At 64.8% G+C, this 14,601-nt stretch carries 13 protein-coding genes and 1 pseudogene; 11 read left to right on the forward strand and 3 right to left on the reverse strand.

Annotation, left to right across the window (positions count from 1 at the left end; all coding sequences use genetic code 11):
• Nucleotides 1-197 precede the first annotated feature (197 nt).
• From J7360_RS01645 to modC, 5 genes are all read left to right on the forward strand, one after another.
• Nucleotides 198-971, forward strand: a complete 774-nt coding sequence (locus tag J7360_RS01645) for a S1/P1 nuclease (protein WP_057659644.1) — start codon at nucleotides 198-200, stop codon at nucleotides 969-971.
• A gap of 13 nt (nucleotides 972-984) precedes the next feature.
• Nucleotides 985-1,809, forward strand: coding sequence for an MBL fold metallo-hydrolase (locus J7360_RS01650; RefSeq protein ID WP_057659674.1), 825 nt, complete (start codon nucleotides 985-987; stop codon nucleotides 1,807-1,809).
• Between the two features lie 75 nt (nucleotides 1,810-1,884).
• Nucleotides 1,885-2,661 carry a molybdate ABC transporter substrate-binding protein gene (modA, locus tag J7360_RS01655; RefSeq protein ID WP_007965553.1) on the forward strand — a complete coding sequence of 259 codons (777 nt, stop codon included), beginning with the start codon at nucleotides 1,885-1,887 and terminating at the stop codon, nucleotides 2,659-2,661.
• A gap of 16 nt (nucleotides 2,662-2,677) precedes the next feature.
• Complete coding sequence (gene modB / locus J7360_RS01660; RefSeq protein ID WP_007965551.1) at nucleotides 2,678-3,364, forward strand: molybdate ABC transporter permease subunit; 687 nt, start codon at nucleotides 2,678-2,680, stop codon at nucleotides 3,362-3,364.
• The gene (gene modC / locus J7360_RS01665; protein ID WP_007965549.1) at nucleotides 3,364-3,978 is read left to right on the forward strand and encodes a molybdenum ABC transporter ATP-binding protein; all 615 of its coding nucleotides are present in this window, start codon (nucleotides 3,364-3,366) and stop codon (nucleotides 3,976-3,978) included. The genes modB and modC overlap by 1 nt, the downstream gene beginning before the upstream one ends.
• Before the next feature lie 98 nt (nucleotides 3,979-4,076).
• Here the strand turns inward: modC and J7360_RS01670 are convergent, their stop codons facing one another.
• Genes J7360_RS01670 through J7360_RS01680 form a run of 3 tightly spaced genes read right to left on the reverse strand, consistent with a single transcriptional unit; the run spans nucleotide 4,077 to nucleotide 6,278 of the window.
• The gene (locus J7360_RS01670) at nucleotides 4,077-4,661 is read right to left on the reverse strand and encodes a hypothetical protein (protein ID WP_209033119.1); all 585 of its coding nucleotides are present in this window, start codon (nucleotides 4,659-4,661) and stop codon (nucleotides 4,077-4,079) included.
• Nucleotides 4,658-5,923, reverse strand: coding sequence for a TonB family protein (locus tag J7360_RS01675; RefSeq protein WP_209033121.1), 1,266 nt, complete (start codon nucleotides 5,921-5,923; stop codon nucleotides 4,658-4,660). The genes J7360_RS01670 and J7360_RS01675 overlap by 4 nt, the downstream gene beginning before the upstream one ends.
• Nucleotides 5,913-6,278: a BlaI/MecI/CopY family transcriptional regulator gene (locus tag J7360_RS01680; RefSeq protein WP_209033131.1), complete on the reverse strand. Its 366-nt coding sequence runs from the start codon at nucleotides 6,276-6,278 to the stop codon at nucleotides 5,913-5,915. The genes J7360_RS01675 and J7360_RS01680 overlap by 11 nt, the downstream gene beginning before the upstream one ends.
• A gap of 164 nt (nucleotides 6,279-6,442) precedes the next feature.
• On the opposite strand from J7360_RS01680, the gene J7360_RS01685 reads away from it, so the two are divergent.
• The 6 genes and pseudogenes from J7360_RS01685 to J7360_RS01710 form a co-directional block, all read left to right on the forward strand.
• Nucleotides 6,443-8,401 carry an acetyl-CoA hydrolase/transferase C-terminal domain-containing protein gene (locus J7360_RS01685; protein ID WP_057659677.1) on the forward strand — a complete coding sequence of 653 codons (1,959 nt, stop codon included), beginning with the start codon at nucleotides 6,443-6,445 and terminating at the stop codon, nucleotides 8,399-8,401.
• 135 nt (nucleotides 8,402-8,536) lie between these two features.
• Nucleotides 8,537-9,712, forward strand: a complete 1,176-nt coding sequence (locus tag J7360_RS01690; RefSeq protein WP_007965541.1) for a phosphatidylinositol-specific phospholipase C1-like protein — start codon at nucleotides 8,537-8,539, stop codon at nucleotides 9,710-9,712.
• 127 nt (nucleotides 9,713-9,839) lie between these two features.
• Nucleotides 9,840-12,554, forward strand: a complete 2,715-nt coding sequence (locus tag J7360_RS01695) for a TonB-dependent receptor (protein WP_209033123.1) — start codon at nucleotides 9,840-9,842, stop codon at nucleotides 12,552-12,554.
• Nucleotides 12,555-12,938: 384 nt separating this feature from the next.
• Nucleotides 12,939-13,868: a L,D-transpeptidase gene (locus J7360_RS01700; protein ID WP_176214991.1), complete on the forward strand. Its 930-nt coding sequence runs from the start codon at nucleotides 12,939-12,941 to the stop codon at nucleotides 13,866-13,868.
• Nucleotides 13,869-13,870: 2 nt separating this feature from the next.
• A pseudogene (locus J7360_RS01705) lies at nucleotides 13,871-14,333 on the forward strand (M23 family peptidase); the annotation flags it as partial.
• A gap of 68 nt (nucleotides 14,334-14,401) precedes the next feature.
• Nucleotides 14,402-14,601 (forward strand): transposase (locus J7360_RS01710; RefSeq protein ID WP_059001059.1); only part of this gene is annotated, 200 nt, incomplete at its 3' end.

Genomic DNA, 14,601 nt, shown 5'->3' on the forward strand with positions numbered 1-14,601 from the left:
GATGCTGCTATTGCCGCATTGCGTGCAAACCCGCCGACAATTGCTTGCCACATCCGGGCGCGCTCCAGGCACGTGTCGGCACCATCCTGAGGCGTGGCTGTCGCAGCTCCGGAATGGCCATCAAACCGTCCCGGAGCGATGCGTACAATCGCCGGATGAAGACACTTTCCCTCTCTGCATTCGTTGTTGCGACGGCAATGGCCGCCGCGATCCAGCCCACCACCGCCTTGGCCTGGGGCCTGCAAGGCCACCGCTTGGTGGCGCGCATCGCCGAAACCGAACTGAGCCCGCAGGCACGTGCGCAGGTGGCGCAATTGCTGGCCGGCGAGCCGGACCCGACCTTGCACGGCGTGGCCACGTGGGCCGATGAGTTGCGCGAGCACGACCCCGACCTTGGCAAACGCTCAGGGCCGTGGCACTACGTCAACCTGGGCGAACACGACTGCGCGTACTCGCCGCCGCGCGACTGCCCGGACGGCAACTGCGTGATCGCCGCGCTCGACCAGCAAGCCGCCCTGCTCGCAGATCGCACCCAGCCGTTGGACGTACGCCGCCAGGCCTTGAAGTTCGTGGTGCATTTCGTCGGCGACATCCATCAGCCGATGCACGCCGGCTATGCGCACGACAAGGGCGGCAACGACTTCCAGCTGCAGATCGACGGCAAGGGCAGCAACCTGCATTCGCTGTGGGACAGCGGCATGCTCAACGACCGCCATCTGCGCGACGATGCGTACCTGCAACGCTTGCTGGCATTGCCGGCTGCCACTGCGGTGTCTGCTGCCCTGCCACCACCGGCTGCGGCATGGGCGCAGGCTTCGTGCAAGATCGCCGTCACGCCAGGCGTCTATCCGAGCGCGCACGTGCTGCCCGCCACCTACATCGCCACCTATCGCCCGATCGCCGAAACCCAGCTGCGCATCGCGGGTGACCGGCTCGCCGCCATCCTCAACGCGGCACTGGCCAGCCCCTGACGTGGAGACGCCGATGCAGCCCCAGATACTTGCCTTCTTTCATGCCGACAGCAACACCTTCACCTATGTGGTCGCCGATGCGGCCACCGGTGCGGCGGCGGTGATCGACCCGGCACTGGACTACGCGGCCGATAGCGGCATCATCGGCAGCCAGGCGGCGCAGGGCATCCTTACCGCCATCGAGCAACACGGATGGCAGTTGCAGTGGCTGCTGGAAACCCATGCGCATGCCGATCACCTGTCGGCGGCACAGTGGCTGAAGCAGCACTGGCCGCAGGCGCGCATCGGCATCGGCGAGGGAATTTGCCAAGTGCAACGAACCCTTGCCCCGCAGTACGCATTGCCGGACGACTTCCGCGCCGATGGCTCGCAATTCGATCATCTGTTTGCCGATGACGAGCGCTTCAAGCTTGGCGGTATCGAAGCACGCGTCATCGCGGTGCCCGGCCACACCAGCGACAGCATTGCGTATCTGATCGGCGATGCGCTGTTTCCTGGCGACTCGTTGTTCATGCCGGATGCGGGCACGGCGCGTTGCGATTTCCCCGGGGGCGATGCACGCCAGCTGTTTGCATCGATCCAGCGCCTGTATGCGCTGCCGGAGAGCACCCGCGTGTTCGTCTGCCACGACTACGGCCCGGGCGGGCGTGCGGTGGCGCATCAGACCAGTATCGGCGCGCAGCGGCGCAGCAACATCCACGTACGCGACGGCGTGGACGTGGAGACCTTCGTGGCGCAGCGGCAGGCGCGCGATGCCACCTTGCCCGAGCCCAAGTTGATCCGCCCGGCGCTGCACACGAATCTTCAGGCCGGGCGTTGCACCGGAGTGGTTCTGTAGCGCGCGCCGGCTCGCCACGCGGTACGCATCGCGTAGCCGCTATGATCGGGGCCCTGTCCTGGTAAGGAGCTTTCGATGCGCACGATCGGTTTCTGGCAGCGCGCCTTGTGCACGCTGATTTTGGCGTTGCCCCTGCTGGCGAGTGCGCAGACCGCCCCGGTGACGGTGTTTGCGGCCGCCAGCCTGAAAGAATCGATGGACGACGCCGCTGCCGCGTACGAAAAGGCGACCGGCACGCCGGTACGGGTGTCGTATGCAGCCAGTTCTGCGCTGGCACGCCAGATCGAACAGGGCGCACCGGCGGATGTGTTCTTTTCGGCCGACCTGGAATGGATGGACTATCTGCAGCAGCGTGGGCTGGTGCTGCCGGCGCAGCGGCACAACCTGCTCGGCAATACGCTGGTATTGGTCGCGCCGGCGAACAGCAAGCTGCACGTCGACCCACGCGCGCCCGGCGCCATTGCCAAGGCGCTTGGGCAGAACGGGCGCCTGGCCGTGGGCCAGACCTCCAGCGTGCCGGCCGGCAAGTACGCAGCCGCCGCGCTACGCAAGCTCGGCCAATGGGACAGCGTCAGCAACCGGCTTGCCGAATCGGAAAGCGTGCGTGCGGCGTTGATGCTGGTCTCGCGTGGCGAGGCGCCACTGGGCATCGTGTACGGCTCGGACGCACGCGCCGACGCCAAGGTGCGCGTCATCGCCACCTTTCCCGAGGACAGCCATGACGCCATCGTGTATCCGGTTGCTGCGTTGAAGCACAGCAACAATCCCGCCACTGCCGCATTCGTGAGCTGGCTGGGAAGCAAGCCGGCCAGGGCGATCTTTGCGCGCCGTGGTTTTTCGTTGAAGGATTGAGGCACACCGTTTGTCGATGTTTACCCCGGAAGAGCTGACCGCGATCGGCTTGAGTCTCAAGGTCGCGATCGTGGCAGCGCTCGCCAGCCTGCCGCCGGGCATTGCCTGCGGCTGGCTGTTGGCGCGGCGCCGCTTCCCGGGCAAGGCCCTGCTGGACGCGCTGCTGCATCTGCCCTTGGTGATGCCGCCGGTGGTCACCGGCTATGCGCTCTTGGTGGTATTGGGCACGCAGGGCCCGGTGGGCAGCTGGTTGCTGGAACACGTCGGGATCCAGTTCGCCTTCCGCTGGACCGGCGCGGCGCTGGCGTGCGCGGTCATGGGATTTCCGCTGATGGTGCGCGCGATTCGCCTGTCCATCGAAGCCACCGATCGTCGCCTGGAAGCGGCCGCCGCCACGCTGGGCGCCGGGCCGTGGCGGGTGTTCTTCAGCATCACCTTGCCGCTGGCCTGGCCAGGCCTGGTCGCCGGCGTGGTGCTCGCGTTCGCCAAGGCGCTTGGCGAGTTCGGCGCCACCATCACCTTCGTGTCGAATATCCCTGGCGAAACGCAAACCTTGTCATCGGCCATCTACGGGCTGATGCAGGTCCCGGGGATGGAATCGGGCATCTGGCGGCTGGCCGGGGTGGCACTGGCGATTTCGCTGGCGGCGCTGCTGCTGTCCGAATGGCTGGTGCGTCGGCCGCATCCGCGCGAAGACGCGTGATGCTGGATATCGACCTGCAGCTGCAGCGCGGCACCTTCGAACGCCGCATCCGCATCCACGACGATGCGCGTGTCGTGGCGCTGGTGGGGCCTTCCGGCGCGGGCAAGACCACAGTGCTCAATGCAATCGCCGGCCTGGTGCGCCCGCAGGCCGGGCATATCCGTATCGATGGGCGTTGCCTGTACGACGCCGGGCAAGGCATCGACCTGCCCACGCACCAGCGCCGGATCGGTTATGTGTTCCAGGATGCGCGGCTGTTCCCGCATCTGGATGTGCGGCGCAACCTGCGCTACGGCCGGCATGCGCGCGGCACGGCGCTCTTCGGCTTCGACGATGTGGTGGCCTTGCTCGGCATCGCGCCGCTGTTGCAACGCCGGCCACGCAACCTCTCAGGCGGCGAAGCGCAGCGCGTGGCCATTGGCCGCGCGTTGTTGGCGCAACCGGCGATCCTGCTGTTCGACGAACCGCTGTCGGCCCTGGATCTGGCGCGCCGCGAAGAATTGATTCCCTACCTGCAGCGCGTGCGCGACGAGATTCGCCTGCCGATGCTCTACGTCAGCCATAACCCCGATGAAGTACAGCGCATTGCCGACAGCGTGCACGTGCTGGATTGACGGTGGTGTGGGCGTTGATGGGGCGCTTGCGTATGACGCGTTGTAAGACGGCGCAGCGTTGGTTGTGAATGGGACACGCTGCGCAACGGCTGCAGCAGCTATCGCACCACCTTCCCGGTCCGCACACTCACCTTGCCTTGCCGCACCTCGAAGGTGAACGAGAACGACAGCGTCACCGGTACCGGCTCGATCTGGGTGGCGTTCGTGCAGTCGTCTGGCGCTACCGGTTGCGCAATGCCTGATGCATACGTGCACATCGCCGCCGGAACAAACTGCCATCGCAGCGCGGTAGTGCGCACCGCTTGCATGAGGTCTGCGTTGTCCGGCAGCAACCCTACGGCGCATTCGTCGCGGTCGGACATCGGATCCACGCGTTGCACCGCACCCTCTGCGCTCAGAATGAGATGCGCGCAGACCGTGGTGGGCGCCAGGCTCTGGCGCGGCGAATCGGCAGCCAGCACCGGGGCCTCGCTGCGCACCGCGCGTGGCATGCGAAAGCGTTGTGTCGGCGCTAGCGTGTAGGGTTGGACACCCGTAGCGCCGCCGCTGTCCGGCTGTGAAGGCAGCATGCGTTGATCCACCGAATCCTCGCGCTGGCTGGGTTGCTGTTCCGCGAGTTGGCGCATGGCGCAGCTACTCATGGCCAGCATCAGGGCGAGGCTGCCGATCAGGCGGTGGTTCATTGCAACCCTCCGCGTGAGGCGCATCCCGCAGGTGCACAGCTGGCAACAGGTTCGGACCGGTCGGCAGCGCGTGGGCGTGGGCGTGGGCGTGGGCGTGCAGTAGCCTCGGTACCGGAATGGATATCCGCAACCGCCGATGCCGTCTCTGGTGGATCCAGTTCGAATCTCACCGGCACGCGTACCTCCGACGCGACCGCCTTGCCATCCTCCAGCGTAGGTGTGAAGCGCCAGTGGCGTGCTGCGTCGAGCACGGTCTGATCGAACACGCCCGCCGGCGTGCTGCGCATGATGGCGATATGCTCGGGCGTTCCAGTCGGGCTCACTGCGATCTGCAGTTCGACAAACCCCGCCAGGCCTGCAGCGACCGCGTCAGGCGGATACCCGGGCGGCTGCATGGCGCGGAAATCCAGCGCATTGCCGGGTACGCGCATGCCCTGCAATCGTGCAGGCTGGAACGCCCAGCAGGCGCCACTGACCATCACCGCCATTGCCACCACGACGCGCAGGTTGCGTCGCGCGCGGGGCATCTCCACCGCAGGCTTCAGCAATGCAGCCACGCGCTGGGTGAGCGCGTGCGGCGCATTCCAACGGCAGGCCGTCGGCGTCCAGCCGGCACCACAGTGGGTCTTGAGCATCGCGGTGGCGTAACTGCGGCGCTTGCCTGGATAACGCGTCAGCACCTGCGCGTCGCAGGCCAGTTCCTGATCCAGCCGAAACGCGCGCCATGCCAGATGCATCAACGGATTGCACCAGCCGATGCACAGCAACAGTGCCGCCAGCAGATTGGCATACAGATCGCTACGCCGCAGATGCAGACGCTCGTGGGCCAGGATCAAGGTACGTTCGGCGGCGCTGTAGCGCGTATCGAAATCCATCGGCAGCACGATGCGTGGGCGCCAGAGACCCACAGACACCGGCAGGCCCACATCGCGCGTTGCCGCCCATAGTTCGCCGTCGAGCGCATGCAATACACCAAGGCGGCGCATGAAACGGTGCTGTCGCCACCAGAGCGCAACGGCCATCGCGACCCCACCGGTTAACCACACAGCGAGCAGTTGTCCCGCCCATGCATGTTCGCTGCTTTGCAGGTTGAGCGGCATCGCGACCATCGCCGGCATCTTCGACAACGCTGCCGCTATCGGCGGCCCCGGTATTGCAGCTGCCAATACGGCGAGTGGCACGGCGGCCCAGATCGCATACGCCGCCGTTGCGCCCAGCCAGGCACGCAGTACGCGCAACAGCAAAGGCAAGTCAAGGTGCATCGTCCAACTCCTTGAGCAGGCGCTTCGGTTCGGCTATGTCGGACGCGCTGAGTTTCCCGCGTTCACTGAAATGCGCCACCAGTGGTGCAACGCGCCCGCCGAATAGCCGCTGCAGCAAGCCTTCGCTCTGCTGCTGCACCCACTGTTCGCGCGCCAGCAGGGGCGCGTAGTGATATTTGCGGCCGTGTTTCTCTGCCGCGACCGCGCCCTTGGTGAGCAGCCGATTCAGCAAGGTCTTGATGGTGGGTTCGGCCCAGCCGGTATGCGCCAACGCGGCGATCACCTCTTCTGCCGTGCGCGGCGCATCCTCCCAGAGCACGTGCATCACTACCGCTTCGGCATCACTGATCGGCATGCGATTACATCCGTAATTTTTATCGATTACGCGCGTAAACAGATTGATTGTCAAGCAGCGATCGAATTGGGCTCCCCACATCCGCCCGCATTGATGGCGGCCGAGCATTGCGCACGAGTATCGGGATGCAGGCAGCACGCGACCGGCTCGGCTACTCTGCGCCGATGACCGAGCATCTCACCGATCTGAGCGCCGCCGTGGAATGGATCCTGCAACGCATCGACGGCCCGCTGCGCGTGGGCGCGCCGCTGGGCATCGGCAAGCCGCACCGCCTGTTGAACGCGCTCTACGCACAGCTCAAGGATTCGCCGTCGCGGCCATTGGCGATTTACACGGCGCTCTCGCTCAATCCCCCCAGCCCGGGTGCCGGACTCCAGGCGCGCTTTGCCGCACCGTTCATCGCGCGTCATTTTGGCGAGGATTTCCCTCGCCTTGCCTATGTCGACGCCATGCTGCGCGATGCCTTGCCCGCGCATGTGCAGGTGGAAGAGTTCTACATGCAGTCCGGCGGGCTATTGCATTCCACCCAGGCCCAGGCCGACTACACGAGCCTCAACTACACGCATGCCGCCGCAGCGGTGGCGCAACGCGCGCCCAACCTGATCGTGCAAAAAGTGGCACGCGAACCGGGCAGCACGCGGCTGTCGTTGTCGTGCAACAACGACATCACCCAGGACACGCTGGATGCTGTGCAGGCACTCGGCTTGCCGCGCCCGATGCTGGTGGCGGAAGTCGATCCGCAGTTGCCATGGATGGGAGGCACCGCAGCGGTAGATGCCGCATTCTTCGATCTGATCATCGATTTGCCAGGCCCGTTTCCACAGCTGTTCGGCTTGCCGCGGCAAGCGGTGACCAGCGTCGACTACGCCATCGGCTTGTATGCCAGTGCCCTGGTGCGCGATGGCGGCACCTTGCAGATTGGCATCGGCACGCTGGCCGATGCACTGAGCCATGCGCTGGTGCTGCGGCATACCGACAACGCGACCTATCGCCGCGTGCTGCACGCGCTGGATCCGGCACTGGAGCAGCACCCGGCCGTGCAGGCCAGCGGCGGCCTGGAGCCGTTCGCCATCGGCTTGTACGGCTGCAGCGAGATGCTCAATGAAGGCTTCAAGCAATTGGTGGACAGCGGCGTGATCCGTCGCAAGGTGCATGACGACCTGCCGCCGATGCAGCGCATTGCCGATGGCAGCGCCGACGCAGCCGACCACGCACGGCTTGTTGGCGAAGGCGAGTTCCTGCATGGCGTGTTCTACCTCGGCTCGCCCGCGTTCTATCAATGGTTGCGCGATCTGGATGCATCGACACGCGCGGCGATCGGCATGCGCCGTATCAGCGAGATCAATCAGCTCTACGGCGGCAACGAGACGTTAAACCGGTTGAAACGCAAGGATGCACGCTTCTTCAACTCCTGCATGATGGCGACCGCGCTGGGTGCGGCAGTCTCCGACGGGCTGGAAGATGGCCGCATCGTGTCCGGGGTTGGCGGGCAATACAACTTCGTGGCGATGGCGCATGCACTGCCGCAGGCACGTAGTGCCCTGATGCTGCGCGCCACGCGCGAGGCTGGCGCACACACCGCAAGCAACGTGCGCTGGAACTACGGCCACACCACCATTCCACGCCATCTGCGCGATCTCTACATCACCGAATACGGCATCGCCGACCTGCGCCACAAGACCGATCAGGACTGTGTATTGGAAATGGCCGCCATCTGCGATGCCCGCTTCCAGGGTGAACTGCTTGCCCAGGCGGAACGGTCGCGCAAGCTGCGTATCGCGCCGGAATTGACGCTACGCGCGCAGCGCAACACTCCACGGGCACTGGAACAGGCGCTGGCGCCATTTCGACGCGACGGCAGCTTGCCCGATTACCCGCTCGGCAGCGACTTCACCAAGATCGAACAGCGCCTGCTGCCCGCGTTGGGCTGGCTCAAAGGCGCAACCGCCAGCACTGGCGGAAAGATCGCCACGGTGGTCCGCGCACTGCTCACGCGCGACGCGTCGGATGCTAACGCTATCGCCTGCCTGCAACGCATGGCACTGGATGCGCCGAACAACCTTGGCGATCGCCTGCAGGCGCGGCTGCTGACCTATGCATTGCGGCAGACCGCCGCGTCATGAAGAAACAGTGTCGCGATCTGCCACCGGCACGAACACACCGCGGCACGCACTGACGCATCACGGACACACAGCGGAAAGATATGCGTCAAACTGGGCCGTGATGATGGCGACCTCGTCGCTTTCCGGCTGTGCTGCATGCATCTTTTTCACGCATTTACTGCTGTTACATCAGGCATCAATCGCAAAACGAAGTTGATGCCCGAACAGCGAAGAACAACTTCGCAAGCCGCCATTTTTACCGCCTTGTTGCTGAGCAGTCTCGTCGCGCAAGCCGCGCCGCGCCTGACCGACCTGCAGTACATCGGCAGCCACAACAGCTACCACGCCGGCTTTGCGCCCAGCGAAGCGGCGTTGTTGAAGCAACTGGACCCGGCCCTGTTTGCCGCACTGGATTACCGCCATCCCGCCTTGACGCAGCAACTTGACGATGGCGTGCGCCAACTCGAACTGGACGTCTTCGCCGATGCACAGGGTGGGCGCTACGCACACCCGGCCATCGTCGCGCAGATCGCCAAGGCCGGGCTGCCGACCGCACCGGCGAGCGCGCCCACTGGAGTGATGGACAGGCCCGGCTTCAAGGTCATGCATGTGCAGGATCTGGATCAGCGCAGCAATTGCCAACCCTTGATTGCATGCCTGCAGGAAATCCGCGCATGGTCGAAGCAGCATCCGGACCACGTCCCTATCTTCATCCTGCTCGAAACCAAGCAGGCGCCGATCCAGTTGGCGTTTCCCAGCGTGCAACCCGAACCCTTCGATGCAAAGGCGATGGATGCGCTGGATGCCGAAGTGCGTTCGGTCTTCCACGCCGGCGAATACATCAGTCCCGATCAGGTACGCGGCCGCGCGCCGACGCTCAATGCGGCGGTGCTCGCGCACGGCTGGCCATCGTTGGCCCAGGCGCGCGGCAAGGTGGTGTTTCTGCTCGACCAACGCGTTGCCGGCGCCAGCTACCTGCCCGGACACCCGTCGCTGCGCGGCCGGGTGTGTTTCACCAATGCGGTGCCGGGCGAAGACGATGCAGCCTTCGTCGAGCTCAACGACGGCCCTGCCGATGACATCACCAAGCTGGTCAGGGCCGGCTATCTGGTGCGTACGCGTGCCGATGCGGATTTGAAGGAAGCGCAGCACAACGACACCGCCCGGCGCGACGCCATGCTGGCCAGCGGCGCGCAATTGCTCAGTACCGACTTCCCGATCAATGAGCCGGCCGATAACGGCTACGTGGTTCGCTTCAACGGCGACGCGGTGGCGCGTTGCAATCCGCAGCGAACAAGCGCGCATTGCGACGGCACCGACCTGCATCACTGAGCGCACCACCGCGCGCAGGCGCAAGCCACCGACGCAGCAGACCGGTCGCAATGGAAGGCGTCGGCAATCTATCACCGCACCCGCTTATCGGGCGCGAGCTTCCCCTTCTAATCACGCGAGCCCCACCATGCAGTCTTTCCGCCCCTTCCATCGTTTGAGCTGCGCCATTGCCGCGGTGCTTTGCGCACCATCGCTTGCGTGTGCTGCAGAGATGACCACCACCACGTTGGACTCGGTCAACGTGCAAGCCACCCACGCTGCGGCGCCGGGCTCGCTCAACGAACAGCGCCTGTCCAATAGCGTCAACAGCGTGATGAGCAAGCAGCAGATCGATGCGATTCCCTCCGGCGGCATTGCCGATGTGGTGGCGCACATGCCGGGGTTGTCGTCCTACAGCGACATGCATCTTGGCCAGGCCACCACCGGCGAGAACGCTTACGTCAGCATCCGCGGCATGGACGCCAGCTATAACGCATACACGCTCAACGGGTTCGGCATGCCGGAAACCGACTCCTCGACGCGCGCCATCTCCTTGAACATGCTGGCACCGTTCGGCATCCAGTCGGTGCAGGTCTCCAAATCGCCCACGCCCGACATGCCGGGCGATTCGATCGGCGGTGCGATCGACATGCGCACCCCCAATGCGTTTGATTTCGACCAGGACGTCTATGCCAAGAGCACCGCGCAAGGCCAGTTCAACGCATTGGCCAACCACCTGGGCGGCAAGGACAGCGGCGGCACCTTCCAGCAGGAGCTGGCCTGGAAGTTCGGGCAAGGCGATGCCTTCGGCATCTACGCATCAGCCTACTACGGCAAGAACAACAACATGGCGCAGGCCCCGGCGCCCAACAGCAAATACGTGCCCGCCGACCCCGCGCTCGCTGCGGCCACCGATTTGCGCGATGTTGGCCCGTTGATCAGCACCCGCTACAAATACAGCCTGTACACCAGCCAGATCGAACGCTATGGCGGCAACCTGTCGCTGGATTGGCAGGGCGACACCAGCGCGCTGTATGCACGTGCCATCTACGGCAGTTATGGCGTGACCGGCACGCAGGACCAGTCCAGTGCACGCCTGGAGACCTATCGCAACCAGCCCACGGCGGTGCGTGGTGGGTACTTCAATACGCACGATATCGACGAGACCCTGGCCACGTTGCAACTGGGCGGGCAGACCACGCTCGATCGGTTGCACATCGACTACGGCACCTCGTTCGGACGCGGCACCCGCAGCCGGCCGGATTACGTGTCGGCCAGCCTGTACGGGTTTACCCCGGGCAGCTTCGCCTTTGACCTCAGCGACCCCACCTACCCGAGCATCGGTCCAAGCTCGCCGGCGCTGAAGGACTTCTTCTACAACCTGGATTCTTCGCTGTTGTGGAAGGTGCAGGGCCACGACGCCGGCAGCCACGATAACCGCTTCAACGCGCATACCGATATCGCGTACCAGGTCGATGGCGCTGTATTGGACAGCGTCAAACTTGGCCTGTCGGCCGATCACTCGGAGCGCGATGCCTATGACCACCCGTTCTTCCACAAGGATGGCAACTTCGTCACCAACGGCCCGTACTTTGGCGGCCCCAATTACACGTTTCCCACCGCCGGCGGCCCGCCGCTGAGCGCGATTCCCGGCCGCATCACTTACAACGCATTCGACGGTCATTACGCGGGGCCGTTCAAGCTGCTGGATCGCGGCTGGATGCGCGCGCAGGCGCTGCCTTACAAGTACGTCGACGACCCGAACGGCGCAGGCATCTATACCGCCAACGACTACAACGCCAACACCACCTCCAGCACCGAGGCGATCTATTCGGGCTATGCGATGGCAGCGCTGCATATCGGCAAGGTGAGCATCCTGCCCGGCGTGCGTTACGAACTGACCCAGTATTCGGCCGACTCCTGGCAATCCAGCGGCGATGGCAGCACCGGCCGTTTCGTCGGCAGCGGCAGTACCTACGGTAAAGTTCTGCCGGGCATCAGCGTCAACTATCGGCCGGACGATCTCACCGTCTATCGCGCGTCGTTGCGCCGCAGTTTCAGCCGCCCGGCGTTCGGGCTGATTTCCGGCGAGACGGTGTATTCGATCGACGACACCCAGAGGGTGGTCGGCATCTCCAAGCCCAACCCCAACCTGCAGGCGAGCACCGCCGACAACGCCGACCTGTCTGCCGAATTCTATGACCACCAGGGCGGTGTGCTCAGCGCCTCGACGTACTACAAGCGCATCAATGGCTTCATCTATACCTCGCAATCGGCCACCAGCAACGACAGCACCCTGGGCGGCCTGGTGCCAACCGGCACCACTTTCGAAAATGGCGTGCCGGTGACCATGCCGCAGAATGGCGGCACCGCAAAGCTCTATGGGCTGGAGTTGGCAGCGAGCAAGCGGCTGCAGCAGTTGCCCGGCCTCTGGAGCAATTTCGGCGTCACCGCCAACCTGACGCTGCAGCACAGCCAGGCAGATAGCAAACGCAGCGACCAGCCGGAAACGACCTGGCTGCCGCGCGCACCGGAGCGCATCTACAACCTGGATCTGTTCTATGACGACACGCACCTGCGCACGGACCTGAGCTACAACTACACCGGCCTGCAACTGCTGGGACTCACCACCGACCGTCTCAATTACTACCTGCAGCCGGTGAAGTCGCTGGATTTCAACGCGACCTATCACCTGCCGCACCATATCGATGTCGGTGTATCGGCAAAGAACCTGCTCAATGCCGCCACGTTCTACGAAACGCAGGGCAAGTCCAAGCGCTACATGGCCTACGATCCCGGCGCCGACGGTGCCTATGTGCAAACCGGGCGCACCTACATGCTGACCTTGGGCTACACGTACTGATCGACAACGCCGGGTACGCTGCAGCGGCGATCTTTCAACGGAACGTGCGCCGCTGCGGCGATTGCCTACGTACTACTTGGCGGTTGGCGCAGCGCGATCGCGCGATAGGCGAGTGCACGGCCGCATGATCGCGCCGCGGTACCGGTAACGGTATCGGCTCGTGGAGCTCCATCACGACGGTAGGCTGCGTCAGTCGATTGCGCGGCGGCAATGCCCTCAGCAATGCCGCATCGCCACGCTTGCCCAGTCAGTACCGGTGCAGCGATTTCACGCCGAAAACGCAGGCAGCTGCGGCAAGGTGCGCGCATGCCTCTTACGGACCTGCACATGCCACCACGCTCCTACGCTCGCGTCTGCCTGCTTGCCCTTGCATTGGGCGCTTCCTTGTCTGCGCTGGCGCAAGCGCAGCAGCCCGCGCCTGCCGCTGCGCCTGGATCGGCCGCCGCTCCTACGGCCAAGGTCGTCCCGACCGGCGCACGCTCGGATCTGCACGCGCAGGTGTTGCTGGATCGCGCGCATTTTTCGCCGGGCCAGATCGACGGCGAGCGCGGCTCCAATCAAAAGCGCGCAGTGTCCGGGTTCCAGGCCGCCCACAACATCAAGGTCACCGGCGAGCTGGATGACGCGACCTGGCAAGCCCTGCAGGCCGACACCACGCCGGCCCTAGTGCAGTACACGCTCACTGACGCCGATGTTGCCGGCCCCTTCCAACCCATTCCCAAGGGGCCTGCCGAACAGGCCAAGCTGACTGCGCTTGGCTACGCCTCCGTCGATGAAGCTCTGGGCGAACGTTTCCACGCAGACCCGGCGCTGCTGCGCCAACTCAATCCTGGCGTGGATCTGAGCAAGGCCGGCAGCGTCATTCAAGTACCCAACATCGACGGCGTGCCGCCGCTGGCCAAGCCAGCCAAGCTGGTGGTGGACAAGTCCGATTCGACCCTGCGGCTATTCGACGCCGACGGCAAGGTCTATGCGCAATTCCCGGTGTCTTCCGGCAGCAAGCATGATCCGCTGCCCATTGGCCGGTGGAAAATCCTCGGCATCTCGCGCGACCCGGTGTTCAAGTACAACCCCAAGCTGTTCTGGGACGCGAAAAAGGGCGAGCAGAAGGCTACCTTGCCCGCGGGTCCGAACAATCCGGTCGGCCGCGTCTGGATCGATCTGTCCAAACCGCATTACGGCTTGCATGGCACGCCGGAGCCCGGCCATGTCGGCAAGACCGAATCGCACGGCTGTGTGCGCCTGACCAATTGGGACGTGGTCAACCTCGCCAGCGTGGTGGGACCGTCGGTGCCGGTGGTGATGCAGGAATAAACATGAAACTGCTGATGACCTTGGTGGTGGGCGTTGTACTGGGTGCGGCCGGCTACTGGTGGCTGGAACGCACCGCGCCGGAAGCAAACGTAGAGCCGTCATCGGGCGCTGCACCCATCGCAGCAGACCGCAACGCAGCGAGTTCCGCGCCGGTGGCGGCCTCGACACCGGCGGCCGCGCCGGCACCGATGGTTGCCTCGGCGCCAGTCGCCGACGTCGCGCCTGCCAGCATGCCGGTCGCCACCACGCCGACGCAGTCGCCCGACGCCGCCCCACCGGGCAGCGGCTTGCTGATTCCGGTACAAGGCATCAGCCCCAACCAGCTGCAGGACACCTTCACCGATGCGCGCAGCGAAGGCCGCGTGCACGATGCCATCGACATCCTCGCTCCCACCCTGCACACCGGTTGTGGCAGTTGCTGACGGCACGGTGGAAAAACTGTTCACCAGCGACCGGGGCGGCCTGGTAATCCCCCCGCCCATTAGCAGACGCCAGAAGTGGAATTTTCTCGTACCCTTTCTCGAGGAGGTTCCATGAAGAAGTCCCGCTTTACCGACAGCCAGATCATCGCCGTGCTCAAGCAGGCCCAGGCCGGTGCGCCCGTGCCGGAGCTGTGCCGCGAGCACGGCATCAGCTCGGCGACGTTCTACAAGTGGCGCAGCAAGTTCGGCGGCATGGACGTGTCCATGGTCGCGCGCATGAAGGAGCTGGAGGAGGAGAACCGCCGGCTCAA

The organism is Xanthomonas sp. D-99 (assembly GCF_017746145.1).
Taxonomy (GTDB): domain Bacteria; phylum Pseudomonadota; class Gammaproteobacteria; order Xanthomonadales; family Xanthomonadaceae; genus Xanthomonas; species Xanthomonas cissicola.

What these genes read in the sequence shown, in the direction of transcription:
- modA (WP_007965553.1), top strand. Translation starts at nt 1,885, where the DNA reads ATGCGCACGATCGGTTTCTGGCAGCGCGCCTTGTGCACGCTGATTTTG.
- J7360_RS01670 (WP_209033119.1), bottom strand. Translation starts at nt 4,661, where the DNA reads ATGAACCACCGCCTGATCGGCAGCCTCGCCCTGATGCTGGCCATGAGT.
- J7360_RS01675 (WP_209033121.1), bottom strand. Translation starts at nt 5,923, where the DNA reads ATGCACCTTGACTTGCCTTTGCTGTTGCGCGTACTGCGTGCCTGGCTG.
- modB (WP_007965551.1), top strand. Translation starts at nt 2,678, where the DNA reads ATGTTTACCCCGGAAGAGCTGACCGCGATCGGCTTGAGTCTCAAGGTC.
- modC (WP_007965549.1), top strand. Translation starts at nt 3,364, where the DNA reads ATGCTGGATATCGACCTGCAGCTGCAGCGCGGCACCTTCGAACGCCGC.
- J7360_RS01695 (WP_209033123.1), top strand. Translation starts at nt 9,840, where the DNA reads ATGCAGTCTTTCCGCCCCTTCCATCGTTTGAGCTGCGCCATTGCCGCG.
- J7360_RS01645 (WP_057659644.1), top strand. Translation starts at nt 198, where the DNA reads ATGGCCGCCGCGATCCAGCCCACCACCGCCTTGGCCTGGGGCCTGCAA.
- J7360_RS01650 (WP_057659674.1), top strand. Translation starts at nt 985, where the DNA reads ATGCAGCCCCAGATACTTGCCTTCTTTCATGCCGACAGCAACACCTTC.
- J7360_RS01680 (WP_209033131.1), bottom strand. Translation starts at nt 6,278, where the DNA reads ATGCCGATCAGTGATGCCGAAGCGGTAGTGATGCACGTGCTCTGGGAG.
- J7360_RS01685 (WP_057659677.1), top strand. Translation starts at nt 6,443, where the DNA reads ATGACCGAGCATCTCACCGATCTGAGCGCCGCCGTGGAATGGATCCTG.
- J7360_RS01690 (WP_007965541.1), top strand. Translation starts at nt 8,537, where the DNA reads ATGCATCTTTTTCACGCATTTACTGCTGTTACATCAGGCATCAATCGC.